Raw genomic sequence first — 19,529 nt, forward strand, 5'->3', positions numbered from 1 at the left:
TTCATCCGTGCCCAACACCGAGCTCACCGCCACCGCCGCGTCCCCGCTCATCCCCCACCCCGCGACGCCCTACCAGGGGGACATCGCCCGCTACTGGGACGGGGAGGCCAGGCCCGTCAACCTGCGTCTCGGCGCTGTCGACGGTCTCTACCACCACCACTACGGCATCGGTGAGGTCGACCACGCCGCGCTCGGCGACCCCGAGGACAGCGAGCGGGAGAAGAAGCTGATCACCGAGCTCCACCGGCTGGAGTCGGCGCAGGCCGAGTTCCTCCTGGGGCAGCTCGGCGACATCGGGCCCGAGGACACCCTGGTGGACGCCGGCTGCGGCCGCGGCGGCACGATGGTGATGGCCCACCAGCGCTTCGGGTGCAAGGTCGAGGGCGTCACGCTGTCGGCCAAGCAGGCCGACTTCGCCAACGGACGCGCCCGTGAGCTCGGTCTCGACGACCACGTCCGCGCCCGCGTCTGCAACATGCTTGCCACGCCCTTCGAGACCGGTTCGGCCGCGGCCTCGTGGAACAACGAGTCGAGCATGTACGTCGACCTGCACGACCTCTTCGCCGAACACTCCCGCGTCCTCTCGGTCGGCGGCCGCTACGTGACCATCACCGGCTGCTGGAACCCGCGGTACGGCCAGCCCTCGAAGTGGGTCTCGCAGATCAACGCGCACTTCGAGTGCAACATCCACTCGCGCCGGGAGTACCTGCGCGCCATGGCCGACAATCGCCTCGTGCCCCAGGCCGTCATCGACCTCACCCCCGACACCCTGCCCTACTGGGAGCTGCGGGCCACGTCCTCGCTGGTCACGGGGATCGAGGACGCGTTCATCAACTCCTACAAGGACGGTTCCTTCCAGTACCTCCTGATCGCGGCCGACCGCGTCTGATCCGGCCTCCTGCCGACCGGACGCAGGCGTCCGGGGCCTGAGAAGCACCAGGAATCCACGAGGGCTCCCCTCCGCAGACCGAACCCCTGCGGAGGGGAGCCCTCGGCGCAGTCGCCCGCTCGCGGCCGGAGCCGCAGGCCGCCATATCGCCTCACGCGTTCCCCGGAGACCAGGCTGTCCACGGCCTCTCCCCAGGATCATCCCGGGGCCGCATCGGTACGCGGCCCGGCCCCTGCCGCCCCGCGCTCGCGGGCAGCAGCTCCGTTCCCTGCGCGGAGCCATCTCCCGGAAGGTGCTTCCGGTGAATCCGAAGAGGCCGTCCGGATCCTCGAACTCTGCTTGTCCGAAACGGAGTTGGAGACCGGAAGATTCTTCACAACATCTCTTTCGAAACAATTGTTGTGGCTCTAGTCTCGGCACATGGTCGCCCCCTCCACCCCACCCGAAGATCCTTCCGTGCGGGACATCGAGCTCGACACGGCCGCCCTGCGCGTACTCGCGCACCCCCTGCGTCTGAACGTGCTCTCCCTGTTGCGGGAGCGCGGTCCGTCCACCGCCACCCGGACGGCCGAGGAGCTCGGCATCAATCCCGGGGCGGCCAGTTACCATCTGCGGCGCCTCGCCTCGGGGGGACTCATCGTGGAGGAACCGGAGCGCGGCACCGGACGGGAGCGGTGGTGGAGGGCCGCTCACCGTCAGTCGATCCACAACCCCGCTGCCGCGTCCGGGGAGCAGCACGAGGCCGGGCTCGGGTACACGCACGCGGTGGCCCTCGCCGCGGCGGACCGGCTGCGCAGGTCGGCACACGAACTGCCCCTGATCCCCCGGGAATGGCTCGACGTCGTCACCTACAGCGACTTCCTCCTCCATCTGGCCCCGGCCGATGTGCACCGGTTGCGGGCGGAGATCTTCGGGGTGATCGCGCGTTACCGCCGCGGCGGGAGCGAGGTGCCCGAGGGCTCCGCCCCGGTGACACTGCAGGTTCAGGCCTTTCCGGTGCCGGGAACGGCCCTGCCGGCGGCCGGTGACGCATGAGTGCCCCCGACACGGCCGCGCCCTTACGGCCCGCCTACCGGGATGCCAACGTCCTGCGCTGGCTGACCGCGTACACGGCGTCGGTCGCGGGCGACGTCGTGTACTTCCTCGCGCTGTCCTGGGCCGCCGCGCGGGCCGGCGGCCCCTCGCAGGTGGGGTTGGTGGTCGCGGCGGGGGCCCTCCCCCGTGCGGTCCTCATGCTCGGCGGCGGGGTGGTGGCCGACCGGTTCGGGCCGCGCCGGGTCGCCGTGCTCAGCGACGCGGTCCGCTGCGCGGTGATCCTCGCCGCCGCCGCGGCGGTCGCGCTCGCACCTGCGCACATATGGCTGCTGGCCGTCGTCGCGCTGATCTTCGGTGTGGTGGACGCCGTGTTCATGCCGGCGGTGGGGGCGCTGCCGCCGCGCATCACGACGGTCGATCAGCTCGCCCGGGTCCAGGGGATGCGCGGGCTGTCGATCCGGCTGAGCAACGCCGTGGGTCCGCTCGTGGCGGGGGCCGTCCTGGTGTCCGGCGGAGCCGCAGGCGCGTTCACCGCGGCGGGTGTGCTCTTCGCCGTCTCCCTCGGGACCCTGCTCACCGTACGCGTCACCCCTCCGGCCGAAACGCCTCGACGTACCTCGGCACGGAACGAGTTGAGGGACGGCCTGCGTTATGTCCGCCGCCATCGGCTGCTGGCGCCGCTGGTCGTGGTGATCGGGCTGAGCGAGATGTGCTTCAGCGGGCCCGTGGCCACCGGGCTGGTGCTCCTGGCCGATGAACGCGGCTGGGGCGCCGAGGGCATGGGGTGGGTGGCGAGCGCGTTCAGCATCGGGGCCACGGCCTCCGCGCTGCTGCTCACCGTGGTCCCGCGCGTACCCCGGGCGGGGATGACGATGTCCGCCGCCCTGCTCGTCACGGCTGCGGGTGCCGTGGGCCTGGGGCAGGCGCCCTCACTGGCCATGGCCGTCGCGTTCGGTGCGCTGATCGGCCTGACCAGCGGGTTCGCCACCACCTTGACGGGTGCGCTGGTCCAGACGGAGACCGATCCCCGGTACCTCGGCCGGGTCACCTCGGTCACCACCCTGTGCACACTCGGCCTGGCGCCGGTGCTCTTCCCCGCCGTCGGCGTCACCGTGGCGCTCTGGGGCGCGGGCACGTTCTTCGCCGGGTGCGGCGCGATCTGCCTGCTCGCCGCGGTGCTCGGGCTCTCCGTTCCCGCCCTGCGCCATGCCGAACTCAAGTCGTCCAAGTCCGCGTAGCCGACAGGGGGTGCGGCCCCGTGGCACGTGGTCCCGACCGACGCCGCTCACCGCCGTACGTGCCGAGGGTCCGGGCGCGCCCCGGCCGGAGCGCACGGGGCCGGGCGGCGTTCCGGCATCCGCGACCCCCCGGGAGTCACGATGCCGTTCCGCACATCCGTCTGTGCGCCGGCTTCGAACAGGAGAGATTCGAGGGTGTGTGAGGATGACTGAGGCACAGCGAATCGGAACGAATTCCCTCGCGGGCAAGCTGAACCACCTCTTCGCCACCGTGGTTCCCGCAGGCCGGGGCCCCTACAGCACCGAGGAGGTCGCGCGGTTCATCACCGACGACGGCGTCCCCATCTCCGGAAGCTACATCTGGCTGTTGCGCAAGGGGCAGCGCAGCAACCCGACGCTGCGTCACATCACGGCCCTGAGCAAGTTCTTCGGTGTGCCGCCCGCCTATTTCTTCGACGAGGACGTGACGAAGCACGTCGACAGCCACCTGAAGCTCGCGGCCGCCCTGCGCGACCGTCATGTCCGCCGCCTCGCGCTGCGCGTCTCCGGCCTTTCGGCGACGACCATCGAGGCGCTGCTCACCCTGGTGAACGAGGTGCGCAGAGCCCACGGCCTTTCTCCGGACGAACAGCTCCCGGGCCTCACAGGTGGTGCGGAACGGGGCGCGCCCCGGGACTGAGACGCCCCGGGGCCCGGGGCGTCTCAGTCCCGGGGCGCGGCGGGCCCACGGGTCGGGTAGGTGGGGCTACCACATGGCGGGAACCCGCTGCCGCCACGGGGCGGCCCGCTCCAGTTCCGCGGAGAGGGTGATCAGAGTGCCCTCGTCGAAGGGGCGGCCCGCCAGCATGACGCCGATGGGGAGCCCGTCCTCGGTCCACCACAGGGGGATGCTCACACAGGGCTGGCCCGTGGCGTTGTACGGACCGGTGAACGGGGAGAACCGCGCCATGCGGGCGAGGGTCTCCTCGGGGGCGACGCCGTCGGTGAACCATCCGAGGGGTCGCGGCGGCTGGGCAAGCGTGGGCGTCAGCAGGGCGTCGCATTCGGCGGTGGAGCGGATGACGCGCCGCGACCACATGCGGATGCCCTTCATCGCCGCCAGGAACTCGGCCACGGGTACCTCGGATCCCGTCTCCTGCATCCAGCGGGCCAGCGGGGTGATCTTCCCCCGTGTCTCCGGGTCCACGAGGCGGGTGGTCTGTCCGGCACGGTGCAGGGTCTGCAGGACCGACCAGAACTCCTCGGTGAACGGCGGGTCGATGTCGACCACCTCGTGACCGAGTTCGGCGAGCAACGCACTGGCGTGCTCCCAGGCCGCCACGCATTCCGGACTCGCCGTCACGCCCGGTGCGCACGGCTCGATGTAGCGGCCGACGCGCATACGGGGCACGTCGCCACGGCGCGCGTATCCGAGGAAGGTGTCCCCCGGGGGCAGGGACGGGGTCTGGTACGCCTCGGTGGGAATCGGCACGGCCATGGCGTCCAGCATCGCCGCGGCGTCGGCCACCGAGCGGGTGATCGGCCCGTTGCAGGAGAACGCGGTCGTGTCGGTGCTCGCGGGGCCGTTGCTGACGCGTCCGCGCGACGGCTTGATGCCGTACAGGCCGGTGACGCTGCAGGGCAGCCGCAACGATCCGCCGCCGTCGCTGCCCTGCGCGAAGGGGAGGAGGCCCGAGGCCACCGCCGCGGCCGCGCCACCGCTCGATCCACCGGCCGAACGGGACAGGTCCCAGGGGGTGCGGGCGGGCGGCGCGATCCGGTTCTCGGTGTAGAACGGGTACCCGTACTCCGGGACGTTCGTCTTGCCGAGGCTGTTCGTGCCGGCCTCGGCCAGGAGTTCCACCACGTGGTCGTCGAAGTCCGGGACGTCCTCCAGCCCCAGTACCGATCCGTGCGTCGTCCGGACCCCGGCCGTGTGGTTGAGGTCCTTGATCGCCGTGGGAACACCGTGCAGGGGCGGGAGCGGTTTTCCGTCGAGAACGGCGCGCTCGTCCCGCTTCGCCCTTTCCCGCGCCGCCCGGTCGGTGACGGTGATGAAGGCGCCGACGGATGCGCCGATTCGGTCGATCCGCTCCAGATAATGATCCACGATTTCTACGGGACCCAGCTCGCGACGCCGTATCGCAGTCGCCAATTCCAATGCGGTCAAATCATGTATGTCACCCACGCTCCGCATCGTATGAGGGAGATCTTCACCCCTTCAATAACGAAGCCCCGTTGGGTCAGGCGTTGACCTCTTGAAGCCGCCGGAAACCAATTCGGCGGGCTCCCCACTACCTTGCTGTCAGCCACTTGCGAGATGAGTACCCCGAAGGGAGAAGAGTGAAGACCGTTCAGCACGTCACGCCATCCGTACGAGCGGCCCTGGACCTCCACCGGCACGAACTCTCCGGTGCCGAACGGTCCGCGGTGCGGTCCCTCGCCGAGCAGCTGGCGTCCTTGGGGGGCGGTCTGATCGAGGACGGCGCCTGGCTCGACGGCGCGCGGCGCCTCAGCTGTTCCCTGCCGCCCCGGCTGCTGGAGGTGCTGCGGGCCTTCCGCCACGACCCGGGGGAGCTCGGGGCACTGTTGCTGGCGGGTCTGCCCATCGGCGAGGACCCCCTGCCGCCGACACCGGTCGAGCCGGATTCGGTGGAACGCGTCGCCACCGTGCCCGCCTCCGTCTCCGTCCTGATCGGGCTCCAGCTGGGCGAGCTGGTGGCCTACCGGCAGGAGAAGTCCGGCGCCCTGGTGCAGAACGTCGTCCCGGTGCGCGGCCTGGAGGGGTCCCAGAGCAACGCGGGTTCCGTACCGCTCGAATACCACGTGGAGAACGCCTTCCACCCGTGCCGCCCCGACTTCGTCGGCCTCACCTGCCTGCGGGCCGATCACGAGTCGAACGCGGGCACCCTGGTGGCCTCCGTCCGCCTCGCCCTGCCTCGTCTCGACGCGTCCGACCGTGAGGTGCTCCATCAGGCGCGCTTCACCACCTCGCCGCCCCCGTCCTTCGACGCCGGTGCCACCACGCCCGCCCATCCGGTGTTGGACGGCAGCCCCGAAGACCCGAACGTCTGCGTGGACTTCCACGTCACCGAGGCCCTCGACGAGGAGGCGCGGGAAGTCCTGGAGCGGTTGCGCGGCGCCATGGCCGCGTCCGCGCTCCCGGTGCGTCTCGCCACGGGCGAGATGGTCCTGCTCGACAACCGTGTCGTCCTGCACGGCCGTTCCCCCTTCACACCGCGCTACGACGGCGGGGACCGCTGGCTGCAACGCATATTCATACACCTCGACAATCGACGCAACCGGGTGCATCGGGCGGGCGGCGGAGCCGTACTCGACTGATGACCGGACCGAATTTGCCGACGGCGGCCGGATTCTACGGAGGGATGATTCGGGAATGAGCGGCGAAGCATACGGGAACGACGGAACCGATCTGTCGACCCGGACGGAGAAAATAGTCGCGCACATCTGGCAGGAAGTTCTGGAGATCGAGGAAATCACCGTCTCGGACAATTTCTTCGAGCTCGGCGGGCACTCTCTTCTCGCCGTGCAGGTGATGGCGATGATCAGCGAGGAGATCGACGTCCCGGAGCTTCCCGTACGTGTTCTCATCGAGGCTCCCACGGTCGCCGAGCTGGCCCGGGCGATAGACCGGCCATGACCTCCGACGAGGCGAGCATCCTCACCCTCAACCCCGCGCAGGAGAGAGGTCTGAGGAACTGGACCCGGCGGGAATGGCCGTCCAAGGCGATAGAGGTGGTCGTCCCGACCCCCGGTGGCCCGGCCGTGGAGCTGGTGCGCGGCGCCGTCGCCCAGCTGGTGGCCGCGCACGAGGCGTTGCGCAGCCGTCTGGTGCGCGACGCGGACGGCTCCTGGCGCCAGCAGGTCATGGACCGGGACACCGCGATACGTGACCTCGCCTTCGACACGTGCGAGCTGCCGCCGGAGCAGGACCTCACTGCCTTCGTCGCCGGTCTGGCACCGGAGCCCGTCGACCCCGAGCGCCTCGGCATGCGTTGCCGCGCCTTCACCCGGGCCGGGGACGTGCGGGTGGTCCTGCTGTCGCTCTCCCACTTCTTCGCCGACGGGGTGAGCCAGCTCCTGCTCTGGCGAACGCTCCACGGCGTGCTGGAGAAGGGCGACACCAAGGTGGTGAGCCCCTCCATGCAGGCACGGGACTTCTCCGGTGAGCAGCTGGCCCCCGCCGTGCGCCGGAACACCCGCGCGTGGCGCGACTTCCTTGCCGACGCGCCCCGTTGCTGCGTGTTCGCCGCCGCCGACCGGGCCGCCGTCGAGGAGGTCCACGGCGCCGAGTCGCGGGTCCCGGAATCCCTGGTGCGTGCCCTTCCGGGTGCCGCGCGCGCCCTGGGCGTCACGCCGTACACGGTGTGGACCACCGCGACGAGCCTGCTGGTGTCGCGGTACACCGGGCATCACTCCATGGTCTTCAAGACGCAGCTGGCCAACCGCACGAGACCTGCCGAGTTCCGGGCCGTCGCCCAGCTCGCCCAGGCCGCCTTCATACCGGTGACAGGCAGTGGGCGGGACACCGCCGCCGACCGGGCCGCCGCGGTGTTCGAGGCGGGGCTGCGCGGCCAGGGCATCGGCATCCACGACACCGTGGGGCTTCTCGACTGGCTCGACGACCCGTCGCGCCGGCTCGGTGCCGCCTTCCGTCCCGCCTTCGACATCAACTACGGGGCATCGATCGGTGGCGCCCGGCTGCCCCAGGTCACCCAGGGGACCGACCGGCGGGAGTTCCGGGAGTCCCAGCGCATGGACCCGCGTTCCGGGGCGGCGGATCTCGCCGTGACGGTGTGGCAGGAGTCCGATGCCACCACCCTGACCCTGCGCGTCAAACCGCCCCTGTGGGGCCTGCGCCCGGTCGGCGACGTCCTCGACCAGCTCCTCGCCACCGTCGAAGCCCTGCTGAGGCGGCCGGACCTGACGGTCGACGAGGTGCCGGCCGCGCCACTGCCCGGCAGGGAAGGACTGCTGCGCGATCCCGTGAGCGGCGTGGACATCGCCCCTGCGGCCATGGACCGCCTGCTCCGTTCCCACCCGCGCGTCGTCTCCGCCGCGTTCACCGTGCCGTCCGGAACGGACCGTGACCGCGGGGTGTCGGCCACGGTGGTCACCGACCGTCCCGTCGACGGGACGGAGCTCGTGCACACCTACACAGAGGCCCAGCGCCGGATGGACGGCACGGTCGTCCCGGCCCGGCTGGACCTATCGTTCGTCGACGAGGGAGATCCCGCGTGAACAACCGTTCGGTACTGGTGACGGGGGCACACGGCTATTTGGGGTCCGTGCTGATCGGTGAGTTGGACCGACGCGGATACCGGACAACGGGCATCGACAACGGCCTCATGTCCGATGTGCGGGTCCCCCTGCGAAACGGCCGGTACGTGGCCGCCGACCTCAACGACGTCGCCGACTGGGAGTCGCTGCTCGCCGATGTCGGTGCCGTCGTCCATCTGGCGGCGATCGTGGGCGACCCGGCGTGCGGCCTCGACCACGACCTGGCGTGGGAGACCAATTACCTCGCCACCGTACGGCTGACGGAAGCCTGCCGGCGCCGGGGCGTCACCGACTTCGTCTTCGCCTCGACATGCAGCAACTACGGCCTGTCCGTCGGTGCGGCGGCTGACATCCACACCGCCCTCCATCCGCAGTCCGTCTACGCGGAGAGCAAGATCTACTCCGAGCACCACCTGCTGTCCAACGCCGGTGACGGGTTCAATCCGCGCATTCTCCGGCTGTCCACGCTGTACGGCCGCTCGCCCAGGATGCGGTTCGATCTCGCCGTGAACGTCATGACGGCGCACGCCGTCAACCGGGGCGAGATCACCGTGCACGGGGGCACCCAGTGGCGCCCCTTCCTCCATGTGAGCGATGCCGCCGACGCGTTCGTCCGGGCGTTGGAGGCCCGGCCCGCCACGGCCCTGCGCGTCTGGAACTGCGGTTCCCCGGCCCAGAACCACCGCATCGACGACATCGCGCGCATCATCGCCGAGGCCGTCCCCGACGCGAAGGTCGTGCACGAGGAGTCCGCAGTCGACTCCCGCGACTACTTCGTGAACTTCACCAGCATCCAGGAGGACCTCGGTTTCGTCCCCGCCCGTCTGCTGGCCGACGAGGTACGGGAACTGGCCTCGGCCATCCGGGACAGCCGGTTCGGTGCCTGCGACCGGCCCGGCTTCAGCAACTACGAGACGCTGCGCGCCGTCATGGCCGCCCGGTCCGGCCCGCTGTGCGGCGCCGACGGGTCGGCACAGCTCACCCGGCAGGGGGTCTGAGCATGGAAGTCGGGCTCAGCGCGGCACAGACGGAGATCTGGCTGGCACAACAGCTGGAGCCGCAGAGCGCGAAGTACAACCTGTGCGAGTACACGGAGATCCGGGGGCTGGTGGACCCGGACCTCTTCGAGCACGCCGTGCGGTCCGCGGTGGCGGAGGTCGAGTCCCTCACGGTCCGCTTCACGGAGCGGCCCGACGGAACACTGCGGCAGGAACCGGACCCCGCCCGCACGTGGCCGTTCCGGGTCATCGACTTCGGTACGGCCACCGATCCCGCCGGATCGGCGCTGCGCTGGATGCGGGACGACACGGACACGCCCACCCCGCTGAACGGCCCGCTGCTCCTCGGGGCGCTGATCCGGCTGTCCGCCGGGCGCTTCCTCTGGTACCAGCGCTACCACCACATCGCCATCGACGGATTCGGTATCGCGCTGGTGGCCCGGCGGGTCGCGCACCTCTACACGGCGGCGGTCCGGGGAGAAGCCCCCGAGGCACCCTCGTTCGGCTCCCTGGAACGGGTTCTCGCCGAGGACCGCGCCTACCGGGCGAGCGCGGGGCACGCGGCCGACGCCGCGTACTGGCGCGACCGCCTCTCGGACTGGACCGGGCCCAGCCTGCCGGCCGCCTCCTCGGCGCCCGCCGACAGCACCTGCCACCGGGTGGAGTCGCGGCTGTCCGAGGAGGCGACGGCCGCGCTGGCGCGCCTCGGCGGCGAACTGCGCACCTCCGTGCCCCGCCTGCTCACCGCTGCCGCCGCCCTCTACGTCCGGCACACGACGGACAGCCCGGATGTGACCCTCGGCTTCGTCATGGGGGGCCGGGACAGTGACCAGACGGCTCCGGTGACCATGGCCAACATCCTCCCGCTGCGCCTGCGCATCGCCGCGACCGACTCGGTGGCGGACGTGGTGGCGGCGGTCGCGCGGGAGGTCAGGGAGGCGAAGCGGCACCAGCGCTACCGCTACGAGGACATCCGCCGCTCCTGCTTCCCCGCCGGGCGCGCCTCGTCCTTCGGCCCTCTGGTGAACAACTACCGGTTCGACTACGACTTCGATTTCGCCGGCCACCGTGCCGTCGGTACCAACCTCGCCACCGGCCCCATCGAGGACATCTCCTTCTCCTTCCACGACCGGTCCGACGGCAACGGCATCAACGTCGTGGTGGAGGCCAACCCCCGGCTCCACACCGAGGCCGGAACCCGGGAACACCTGACGCGGCTGCTCCACGTCCTCGATCTGATCACCTCCGGCCCACCGGACACGCCGGTGCGGGACATCAAGCTGCTCACCGAGGCCGAGGAGCGGTACATCCTCACCGAGCTGAGCCGGTGCCCGGACAGTGCGCCGCCGCGCACCCGCTGCCTGCACGAGCTGTTCGAGGAACAGGTCGCCGAGCGGCCCGACGCTCCCGCGCTGATCTGCCGCGGCACCACCTGGAGCTACCGGACGCTCGACGCCCTGGCCAACAGGCTGGCCGCGTACATGGCACAGCAGGGGGTCGGCCGCGGCGACATCGTGGCCGTGGCCATGGACCGCGGCCCCCACCTGGTCGCCGCGCTGCTCGCCGTGTGGAAGGCCGGTGCCACCCAGCTGCCCGTCGATCCCACCCATCCCCGTGATCGCATCGCCCTGCTGTTCGACGACGCCGAGCCCGTCCTGCTGCTCACGTCGCAAGCGGTCGACCCCGCACTCGACTGGTTCACGGGCGCCCCCCGCTTCGTCGTCGACACCCCCGCGTCACAGGACCTGCTCGCCGCGTACTCCTCGGCGAAGGTGGTACGCGCGGACGATCCGCAGGCCGTCGCCTACATCATCTACACGTCCGGGTCCACCGGACGGCCCAAGGGCGTCGCGGTGGCGCACCACCCCGTCCACACCTATCTGCGCTTCGCGCTCGACACCTACACCGGGCTGGCACGGGCGTCCGTGGTGCACTCGCCGGTCTCCTTCGACCTGACCGTCACCGCGCTGTACGGCCCGCTCATCGCGGGCGGCAGCGTCACCCTCGTGGACGCCTTCGAGGAGGGCGCGCACGTACCGTTCGTCAAGGCCACTCCTGCCTATGTGCCGCTCCTGGACTCGCTCGACGTGCGGCAGTCCCCGGACAGCGGCCTGGCCCTCGGTGGTGAACTGCTGCTCTGGCAGTCCCTGGCCGGCCGTCGCCGGACCAACCCGCACACCACGATCTTCAACGAGTACGGCCCGACCGAGACCACCGTGGGCTGTTCGTACCTGCGGATCGGCCCCGAGGACGCCCTGCTCTCCGGCCCCGTCCCCATCGGCCGGCCCATTCCCGGCACCCTCATGTACGTACTCGACTCCCTGCGCCGACTGGTGCCGCCGGGGCGGACCGGCGAACTGTACATCGCCGGCGACTGCCTGGCCCAGGGGTACCTCAACGACCCCCGCAGGACGGCCGAGCGGTTCCTCCCCGACCCCTTCGGCCCCGAGGGCACCCGGATGTACCGCACCGGGGATCTCGCCCGCTGGCGCACCGACGGAAACCTGGAGTTCATGGGCCGCACCGATTCCCAGGTGAAGGTGCGCGGACACCGGATCGAGCTGGGCGAGATCGAGGCGGTCCTCGCCGGACACCCGTCCGTGGGCACCGCGGTCGCGGTCGCCGAACCGATCGGTGACACCGACCACCGCCTCGTCTGCTACGTCACCCCGGAGCCGGGCCACCCCGCTCCGGATCTCACGGACCTCGCGTCGTGGGCGTCCGCGCGACTGCCGGAGTACATGGTGCCGCAGACCTTCATGGTGCTCGCCGAGATACCGCTGACCGACAACGGCAAGGCCGACAGGGATCTGCTGCCCTCCCCCCGTGAGCGGCTCGCCGGCGCCGGCACCAAAGCACCGGTCACCTCGGAGGCCGTGATTCTCTGCGGTCTGTTCGCCGAGATCCTGGGGCTGGAACAGATGGACCCGCACGACGACTTCTTCGACTGGGGCGGCAGTTCGCTGACGGGCGCCCAGCTGGTCTCCCGGGTCCGCGCCGTGATGGGAAGCGGCTTCACCCTTGCCGATCTGCTGCGCCTCCGCACGCCCGCGGCCCTGGCCGAGTGCCTCACCCCGCAGCGGAAACTGCCCGAACTCGTGCCGCGGAAGGGCGCCCGGGACCACCTCCCGCTGTCCTACGCGCAGCAGCGGCTGTGGTACCTCGCCAAGCTGCACGGAAGCACCGACGCCTACCACATCCGCAGCGGCCACCGGCTCCGCGGCCTGCTCGACGAGGCCGCGCTCGCGGCCGCCCTCGTGGACGTCGTGGAGCGCCACGAGGTGCTGCGCACGGTCATCCGCACCGAGGCCGGCCGGCCGTCCGCGGTGGTGCTCCCGGCCGGGGAGGGCCCCCCGCTCATGGTGTCGCGGACCTCCGGGGCCCGGCTGGACGAGGACGTCGCCGCCCTGGTCCGCAAGCCCTTCGCCCTGGACAGGGATCTGCCGATCCGCGCGGAGCTGCTCGCCCTGGACCACGACGACCACGTCCTGCTCCTGACGCTGCACCACGGTGTCGCCGACGGCTGGTCACTGGCTCCCCTGCACCGCGACCTCGGCCGCGCGTACGCGGCGCGGGTCCGGGGCACCGCCCCGCAGTGGTCACCGCTGCCCGTCCAGTACGCCGACTACGCCGCCTGGCAGCGGACCGCGCTCGCCGACAGCACCGCACTCGCCGAGCAGGAGCGCTACTGGACGGAGCGGCTCGCCGACGCGCCGGCGCTGTCCGGACCGCCCGCCGACCGGCCCCGGCCGCCCGTCGCCGGCCACCGCGGCGGCACCGTGCCCTTCGCTCTGGCCGCCGACGCCCACGCCCGCCTCGCCGCGTTCTCCAGGACGTCCGGCGTCACCCTCTTCATGGCGCTGCACACCGGTCTCCTCCTCGCGCTGAAGCGGGTCGGGGCGCCCGACGACCTCGTCATCGGTTCGCCGGTCGCGGGCCGCTCCGACGAGAAGCTGGCGGATCTGGTGGGCTGTTTCCTCAACACGGTGCCCCTGCGCACCGATCTGTCCGGCGATCCCACGGTGGCCGAACTGGTCGGCCGGGTACGGAACGAGGACCTCGCGGGGCTCGCGGCCCAGGACGTGCCGTTCGACCGGGTGGTCGAGCTGGTCAAGCCCGCCCGGGACCTGGCCCACCACCCCGTCTTCCAGATACTGCTCTCCTTCAACAACACCGCGAGTGCCGCGCTGCGGATCGAGGGGCTGGAGGCGGAAGCGATCGCGGTGGAGTCCCCCGGTGCCAAGTTCGACCTGACCCTCGACGTCACGGAGCGGCGTACGCCCGACGGGCGGCCGGCGGGACTGGCCGGGACCCTGGAGTACGCGACGGACCTCTTCGACCGGAGCAGCGCGGTGCGGATGGCGGCGCTGCTGGAACGGGCCTGCGTCGCGCTGGCCGCCGCAGGGCCCGACGACCGGATCTCCGGTCTCCTGACGGACGCGCCCGGAGCCGGCTCCCGGTTGCCGGGGGCGCGGCGGGGCGGTGGCCGATGAGCCTCCGCGTGCTGGCGGCGGACCGGAACCGGGCCGAATGGCTCGCCGCGTGGGAGCGGAGCCGTTCGAGGGAGCCGTTCGGTCACCCCGACTACTGCGCCCTGTTCACCGCGCCGGGCGTCACACCTCTGTGCGCGGTGCGGGAACCGGAAGCCGGCGGGGAGGGGCGCGCCGCCCTGCCGGGGGCTCTCTTCCCCTTCCTGCTGCGCGAGTTGTCCACCGAGCCGTGGACGGCCGGCGGTGAGGCCCGGCGCGATGTCGCCGTGCCCGCCGGGTACGGCGGTGCCTTCCTCTTCGGCGACGCGCCGTTCGTGGACCCGGCGAGCGCTGCCGGGTACGCGGCCGAGTTCTGGGACGGCTTCGCCGCGTGGTCCCGGCGCAGCGGGGTGGTCTGCGCGGACGCGCGGATCTCGCTGTACGAGGACGAGATCCTGCCGATGGCCGGCTGGACGCGCACCCGGTCCTCGGACAACGTGGTCGTCGACATCGACCGGTACCGGGCACACGGCGGCGAGGGCTTCTCCAGGTCGCTGCGGAGGAACGTCCGCCTCGCGGTGCGCAACGGGGTGCGGGTCGAACCGGACGACTCCCCCGAGGCGTTCGAGGCGTTCCTCCCGCTGTACCACGAGACGATGGACCGTCGCGGAGCCATCGACTACTACCGCTTCTCGCCCCGTTTCTTCGACGGGCTGAAGGAGCTGGTGGTCAAGGGGCTCGCGCGCCTGTTCCTCGGCCGCGGCCCGGACGGAACCCCGCTGTGCGGCGAGGTCGTCCTGCTCGGCGGGACGCGCGCGTACGCGTTCCTGGCCGGCGGCGACAGAACGGCCCACCGGCTGCACGCGAACGAGCTGGTGCGCTCCACCATCTGCTCCTGGCTCGCCGGGGGCCACTGGAACGAGTTCGTGCTGGGCGGCGGCAACAAGCCCGACGACGAACTCTTCCAGTACAAGCTGCGGTTCGCCCCCGAAGGGCGCCGCCCCTACCACGTCGGGGCGGTGATCCATGCGCCGGACTCGTACGCCGAACTGGTCCGGACCCGCGCCGCGTACCAGCGGTCCCGGGGGCTCCCGCCCCATCGGGCCCGGCGTTTTCCCGAATACCGCTAGGCCGCGGCCGGAACGGTTCGCCGGCTCGCGACGCCCGGCGGGCCGCCCGGTCACGGCACCGGCCGGTCCCAGGTCCGAAAGAAGGGAAATACCTTGAAGAACCCCTTGCCCGCCTCGCTCGGCGGTGTGCCGGTGCTGGAGACCGAGATCCCGATGGCACGCCCCACGGTCGTCTCCGACGGTCCTCTGTTCGAGTCCATGCGGGAGATCCTGTCCTCCGGCCAGATGACCAACGGCCGTCACGTCGCCGCCTTCGAGCGCGAGGTGGCCGACTGGGTCGGAGTGGAGCACGCCGTAGCCGTGTCGAACTGCACGACCGGCCTGTTGCTGGTGCTGCGCTGCCTGGGGGTGAGCGGCAGTGTGGTGCTTCCCAGCTTCACCTTCATCGCGAGCGGCCACGCGGTGCTGTGGAACGGGCTCGCCCCCGTCTTCGCGGACGTCCGTACCGACAGCTTCTGCCTGGACCCGGATCGGGTGGACGCCGCGCTCGGCGGGGACACGGGGGCGATCCTGTCGGTCCACACCTTCGGCGCCCCGTGCGACATGGAGGCGCTGGAGTCCTTGGCGGCCGCGCGCGGGGTCCCGCTCGTGGTCGACGCCGCCCACGGCTTCGGGGCGCGTTACGAGGACGACAGCCGGGTGGGGACCAAGGGCATCGCGGAGGTGTTCAGCCTCAGCCCCACCAAGCCCTTCTCCACGGGGGAGGGCGGTATCGTCACCACGAATGACGCCGCGCTGGCCCGCGACCTCAGGATTGCCCGGAACTACGGCAACCCCGGCTCGTACGACAGTGTGCTGCTCGGCCTCAACGGGCGCCTCCCGGAAATCGCCGCCGCGATCGGCCGGCGCAGCCTGCCCCATCTGTCCGGCTGGCTCGACCGGCGCGTGGCACTCGCCGAACGTTACCGGAGCAACCTGGGTGATCTCCCGGGGATCTCCTTCCAGCAGGTGCGGGACGGCGCCAAGAGCGTGTACAAGGACCTGTGCCTGCTGGTGGAGCCCGAACAATTCGGCCTGGACTGCTCCCAGTTGGAGCAGGCGCTGGCCGCGGAGAACATCCCGTCCCGGCGCTACTTCGCACCGCCGCTGCATCGCCAGAGCGTCTACCGGAAGTGGGCGAGCGGCACGGCCGATCCCCTGAAGGGCACGGAATGGCTCGCCGACCGCGCGCTCACCCTCCCGCTGTACTCCCACATGGCGGCCGACGTGGTGGACAGCGTCTGCGAGGCCGTCCGCCGCGTCCATGAACACGCGGACTCGTTACGGGCCGCGCTGCCCCCGCGGTGAGAGCCGGGGTCCGCCGTCCGTACGGCGCGGTCGGGCGACCGGACGTTCCACCGAAGATCCTTTCGGCGCACGGCACTTGATATACATCAGGGTTGTACCGTCGGTCCCGGTGCACGTCGGCGGGACCGACGGGAGGGTCCGACAGCTTGACGAACCGCGCCGCGGAGGCGCCCTGCGCCAGGGAGAGCGCTGCATGAACTACGTTGCCGAACTGCGCCGACTCGTCGGGACGCGGCCGCTGATCCTTCCCGGCACCTCGGTCCTGATCCTGGACCGGGCGGGGCGGGTCCTGCTCGTGGAGCGTACCGACATCCCCGGCTGGGGCCTCCCCGGCGGGCTGATGGAGCCGGGCGAGTCGTTCGAGACGACGGGGCGGCGCGAGGTGCGGGAGGAACTGGGCCTGGAACTCGACGAGGTGAGCCTGCTCGACGTGTTCTCGGGGCCGGAGTACTACTTCCGGTACGACCACGGGGACGAGGTGTTCAACGTCACCGCGGCGTTCACCGCCGTGGCCCGGGGGGACCTGCGCATCCACGAGGACGAGATCCGCAGTGCCGTCTACTTCCCGGTCGACGAGCTTCCGGAGCACGTCATCGATCCGGAGATGCCCATTCTCCGCCACTACCTGGAGAAGCGCCGCCGCGAGGCGGCCGACGGGACCCCCGGACCGCGATGACGCGGCCCGCCGACGACGGCGGGGCGGGGGCGGCGGGGCCGCGACGTACGCGCCCGCCCGGCCCGACGCGGTCCGCGACCCGCCGGCCGCGTGACTACGGCGCCCCGTCGAACTCGACGAACACCACCGCCGCGTCGTCGACCGACTTGTCCCGGGGGAAGGAGTCCCGCCCGGCGTCGGCCCGCTCCGCCGTCCGCACCCGGCAGATCAGCCCCTGTGGGCCCTCCCGCTCCAGCAACTCGACGCACTGCGTCCAGGTACCGAGGCCGAACGTCTCGACCCAGTTGCCGGCACCGTCCGTGAGCGCCGCGAGGGAACGCACCTCCGAGCGGGGGAGGGTCCCCGTCAGCGCCTTCGCCGCGACGTCCGGATCGGCCGCGGCGGTGAAGAATCCGCCGGGGCTGTTCCGCAGTCCCCTGCTGACCCGTGCGTACTCCTCGGCCGCCGCAGCCCGCTCGGCGGAGCCGACGGGGTGCGCCTCCTCCACCTCCCGCAGGGCGGAGAGCCGCTTCGACGGGCCGGGCTCCAGGCGGTCGAGCGGCTTGTCGAGAACGGGCCTCACCACCCGGTCCCGGCCGCGGATCAGCAGCATCGAGTCCGAGAGCACCAGGTGATCGAGGCGGTCACCGTGCCAGCGGGCCGCCACCACCGTCGACTGCGGGGTCTGCACCTGGGTGAGATCGCAGCTCGTGGCGTGCGCCCCGGCCGTCCGCGCGATGGCCTCGCCCAGGCAGTCGGCGAGCGACGCGTCGGCCCTCGCGCAGGCGAGCCGCAGCAGCTCCCCGCCGAGCCGGGCGGTGAACCAGGGCACACCGTGACGGCATCCCACGCCCGAGCCACCGACCCCGTCCAGCACCACCAGCGCCCCGACGTCACCGGCCAATGACACCGCGGCGTAGTCCTCGTTGATCTGCCCGGCGCCCCGGGACACGCAGTCGAGCTGTACGCGCATCAGGCCGCTCCCCCGTCCGACATCCGGACGATCCCGGTGCGGTGCGAGCGCACCGCCTTCTCCAGACTCCTGCGGTCCAGCTTCCCGCTGAGCGTCAGCGGCATCCGGTCCACCTCGACGATCCTTGCCGGAACCATGTAGGAGGGCAGGAAGGCGGCGAGTTCGGCGCGCAGCCGGGGGGCCGTCGGCGCGGTGTCCGGCTCGCTCGGCACGAAGCAGCCGACGATCATGGGGTCTCCCTGTCTGCTGGGCAGCACGACGGCGGCCGCCTCCCCGACGCCCGCGCACGCGTTCAGCCGTGCTTCGATCTCGCCCAGCTCGATGCGGTTTCCGCGCAGTTTGACCTGCTCGTCGTCACGGCCGAGGAAGCGGAGCGTGCCGTCTTCGTCCTGGACGGCCAGGTCGCCGGTGCGGTACCGCACCGGCTCGCCCGGCCGCCGCACGAAGGCCGCCGCGGTCTGCTCGGGACGGCCCAGGTACCCGAGGGCCACCGCGCCGCCGAGGCAGATCTCGCCGGGGACGCCACGCGGAACGGGTCGGCCGTCCCTCAGCAGTTCGACGCGCACATGGGGCATGGCGGTGCCGATCGCCGTACCCGGTCGGCCGGTCGGGGACAGGACCTCGGGGGTGAGGTGCTGGCAGGTGGCATAGACGGTGCCCTCCGTGGGGCCGTACAGGTTGTGGAACTCCGCCCCCGGCGTGATGTCCCGTTCGATCCAGCGGGAGACGGTCCGCGGTTCCACCGGTTCCCCCGCCAGGAGCACGTGGCGCACGGCGGGGAACGTCACCCCGGCCCGCTCCGTGGCCCGGAGAAGGTAGCGGAAGACGGTGGGCACGTGGCTGAGGACCGTGGCCCGGCCCTCGGCCAGCAGACGCACGAGACGCCGCGGATCCACGGTGGCCTCCTCGGGAACGACGAGCAGCCGGGCCCCGGTGACCAGTGGGGTCCACGACTCGGCCACGCTCACGTCGAAGCACGGGGAGGTGAACTGCGCCCAGACCTCTTCGGGTCCGAAGCCGAAGCGGTCGACGAAGCCCTCCAGGAAGGCCCGCACGCTCGGGTGGCCGAGCACCACGCCCTTCGGCCGCCCGGTCGATCCCGAGGTGTGGATGACGTACGCGGTGCCGGGCGGCACCTCGACCCCGGCGGCGTCCGGCGGCGCGCATTCCCTCAGCAGGAACGCGTCCCCGTACGCGTCGTCGCCGTCGCCGTCCTCGACGAGGAGTCGTACCCCGGCGTCCCGGAGAATGTACTCCTGGCGTTCCTCCGGATAGGCGGGATCGATCGGCACGTAACCGCATCCGTGTTTCCAGATGCCCAGCATGGCCGCGTACATCCGCCATCCGCGACGCATGCGGATGGCGACGAGCGAGCCGGCGCGGATTCCCCCGGCGGCGATGCGTTCACGCACCCGATCGGCCACCGCGCCGAGTTCCGCGTAGGTGACGGTGCGTTCCGCGTCCTGGATCGCCACGGATTCCGGAAAGGACGCGATCGTTTCTTCGACCCACGCGTCGACACGTTTCCCCATCGCGAAGCGACCCCTTCCGGCCGGGAACTCGTATGCGGGACCG

Annotated in this window: 15 protein-coding genes; 12 read left to right on the forward strand and 3 right to left on the reverse strand. The window is 71.6% G+C overall.

Annotation, left to right across the window (positions count from 1 at the left end; all coding sequences use genetic code 11):
• Nucleotides 1-7: 7 nt before the first annotated feature.
• From ACFYW1_RS02075 to ACFYW1_RS02090, 4 genes are all read left to right on the forward strand, one after another.
• Nucleotides 8-889, forward strand: a complete 882-nt coding sequence (locus ACFYW1_RS02075) for a geranyl diphosphate 2-C-methyltransferase (RefSeq protein ID WP_388985726.1) — start codon at nt 8-10, stop codon at nt 887-889.
• A 420-nt stretch (nt 890-1,309) separates the two neighbouring features.
• Complete coding sequence (locus ACFYW1_RS02080; RefSeq protein ID WP_388985729.1) at nt 1,310-1,924, forward strand: ArsR/SmtB family transcription factor; 615 nt, start codon at nt 1,310-1,312, stop codon at nt 1,922-1,924.
• Nucleotides 1,921-3,162 (forward strand): MFS transporter, encoded by a 1,242-nt coding sequence (locus ACFYW1_RS02085; protein ID WP_388985731.1) that lies wholly within the window; start codon nt 1,921-1,923, stop codon nt 3,160-3,162. The genes ACFYW1_RS02080 and ACFYW1_RS02085 overlap by 4 nt, the downstream gene beginning before the upstream one ends.
• Before the next feature lie 205 nt (nt 3,163-3,367).
• Nucleotides 3,368-3,841 (forward strand): XRE family transcriptional regulator, encoded by a 474-nt coding sequence (locus ACFYW1_RS02090; protein WP_388985733.1) that lies wholly within the window; start codon nt 3,368-3,370, stop codon nt 3,839-3,841.
• A 66-nt stretch (nt 3,842-3,907) separates the two neighbouring features.
• On the opposite strand, the gene ACFYW1_RS02095 is transcribed toward ACFYW1_RS02090, so the two are convergent.
• Complete coding sequence (locus tag ACFYW1_RS02095; protein WP_388985735.1) at nt 3,908-5,251, reverse strand: amidase; 1,344 nt, start codon at nt 5,249-5,251, stop codon at nt 3,908-3,910.
• A 233-nt stretch (nt 5,252-5,484) separates the two neighbouring features.
• Here ACFYW1_RS02095 and ACFYW1_RS02100 point away from each other — a divergent pair, with 233 nt between their 5' ends.
• The 8 genes from ACFYW1_RS02100 (at nt 5,485) to ACFYW1_RS02135 (ending at nt 17,002) form a co-directional block, all read left to right on the forward strand.
• A complete protein-coding gene (locus ACFYW1_RS02100) occupies nt 5,485-6,483 on the forward strand; it encodes a TauD/TfdA family dioxygenase (RefSeq protein ID WP_388985737.1) in 999 nt (332 codons plus the stop codon).
• 55 nt (nt 6,484-6,538) lie between these two features.
• Nucleotides 6,539-6,802, forward strand: a complete 264-nt coding sequence (locus ACFYW1_RS02105) for a phosphopantetheine-binding protein (RefSeq protein ID WP_388985739.1) — start codon at nt 6,539-6,541, stop codon at nt 6,800-6,802.
• The gene (locus tag ACFYW1_RS02110; RefSeq protein ID WP_388985741.1) at nt 6,799-8,403 is read left to right on the forward strand and encodes a condensation domain-containing protein; all 1,605 of its coding nucleotides are present in this window, start codon (nt 6,799-6,801) and stop codon (nt 8,401-8,403) included. Before ACFYW1_RS02105 ends, ACFYW1_RS02110 begins: the two co-directional genes overlap by 4 nt.
• On the forward strand, nt 8,400-9,440 hold the full coding sequence (locus ACFYW1_RS02115; RefSeq protein WP_388985743.1) for an NAD-dependent epimerase/dehydratase family protein: 1,041 nt from the start codon (nt 8,400-8,402) through the stop codon (nt 9,438-9,440). Before ACFYW1_RS02110 ends, ACFYW1_RS02115 begins: the two co-directional genes overlap by 4 nt.
• A gap of 2 nt (nt 9,441-9,442) precedes the next feature.
• The gene (locus ACFYW1_RS02120; protein ID WP_388985745.1) at nt 9,443-13,933 is read left to right on the forward strand and encodes an amino acid adenylation domain-containing protein; all 4,491 of its coding nucleotides are present in this window, start codon (nt 9,443-9,445) and stop codon (nt 13,931-13,933) included.
• Entirely contained in the window at nt 13,930-15,039 is a 1,110-nt protein-coding gene (locus ACFYW1_RS02125; protein ID WP_388985747.1) for a GNAT family N-acetyltransferase, read from the forward strand. Before ACFYW1_RS02120 ends, ACFYW1_RS02125 begins: the two co-directional genes overlap by 4 nt.
• A gap of 93 nt (nt 15,040-15,132) precedes the next feature.
• Nucleotides 15,133-16,326 carry a DegT/DnrJ/EryC1/StrS family aminotransferase gene (locus ACFYW1_RS02130; protein ID WP_388985749.1) on the forward strand — a complete coding sequence of 398 codons (1,194 nt, stop codon included), beginning with the start codon at nt 15,133-15,135 and terminating at the stop codon, nt 16,324-16,326.
• A gap of 193 nt (nt 16,327-16,519) precedes the next feature.
• Nucleotides 16,520-17,002: an NUDIX hydrolase gene (locus tag ACFYW1_RS02135; RefSeq protein WP_384216780.1), complete on the forward strand. Its 483-nt coding sequence runs from the start codon at nt 16,520-16,522 to the stop codon at nt 17,000-17,002.
• A 94-nt stretch (nt 17,003-17,096) separates the two neighbouring features.
• Here the strand turns inward: ACFYW1_RS02135 and ACFYW1_RS02140 are convergent, their stop codons facing one another.
• Both ACFYW1_RS02140 and ACFYW1_RS02145 read right to left on the reverse strand, forming a co-directional pair.
• The gene (locus ACFYW1_RS02140; RefSeq protein ID WP_388985751.1) at nt 17,097-17,954 is read right to left on the reverse strand and encodes a protein phosphatase 2C domain-containing protein; all 858 of its coding nucleotides are present in this window, start codon (nt 17,952-17,954) and stop codon (nt 17,097-17,099) included.
• Complete coding sequence (locus ACFYW1_RS02145) at nt 17,954-19,486, reverse strand: amino acid adenylation domain-containing protein (protein WP_388985753.1); 1,533 nt, start codon at nt 19,484-19,486, stop codon at nt 17,954-17,956. Before ACFYW1_RS02145 ends, ACFYW1_RS02140 begins: the two co-directional genes overlap by 1 nt.
• Nucleotides 19,487-19,529: the final 43 nt, after the last annotated feature.

The organism is Streptomyces sp. NPDC002669 (genome assembly GCF_042889165.1).
Lineage (GTDB): Bacteria > Actinomycetota > Actinomycetes > Streptomycetales > Streptomycetaceae > Streptomyces.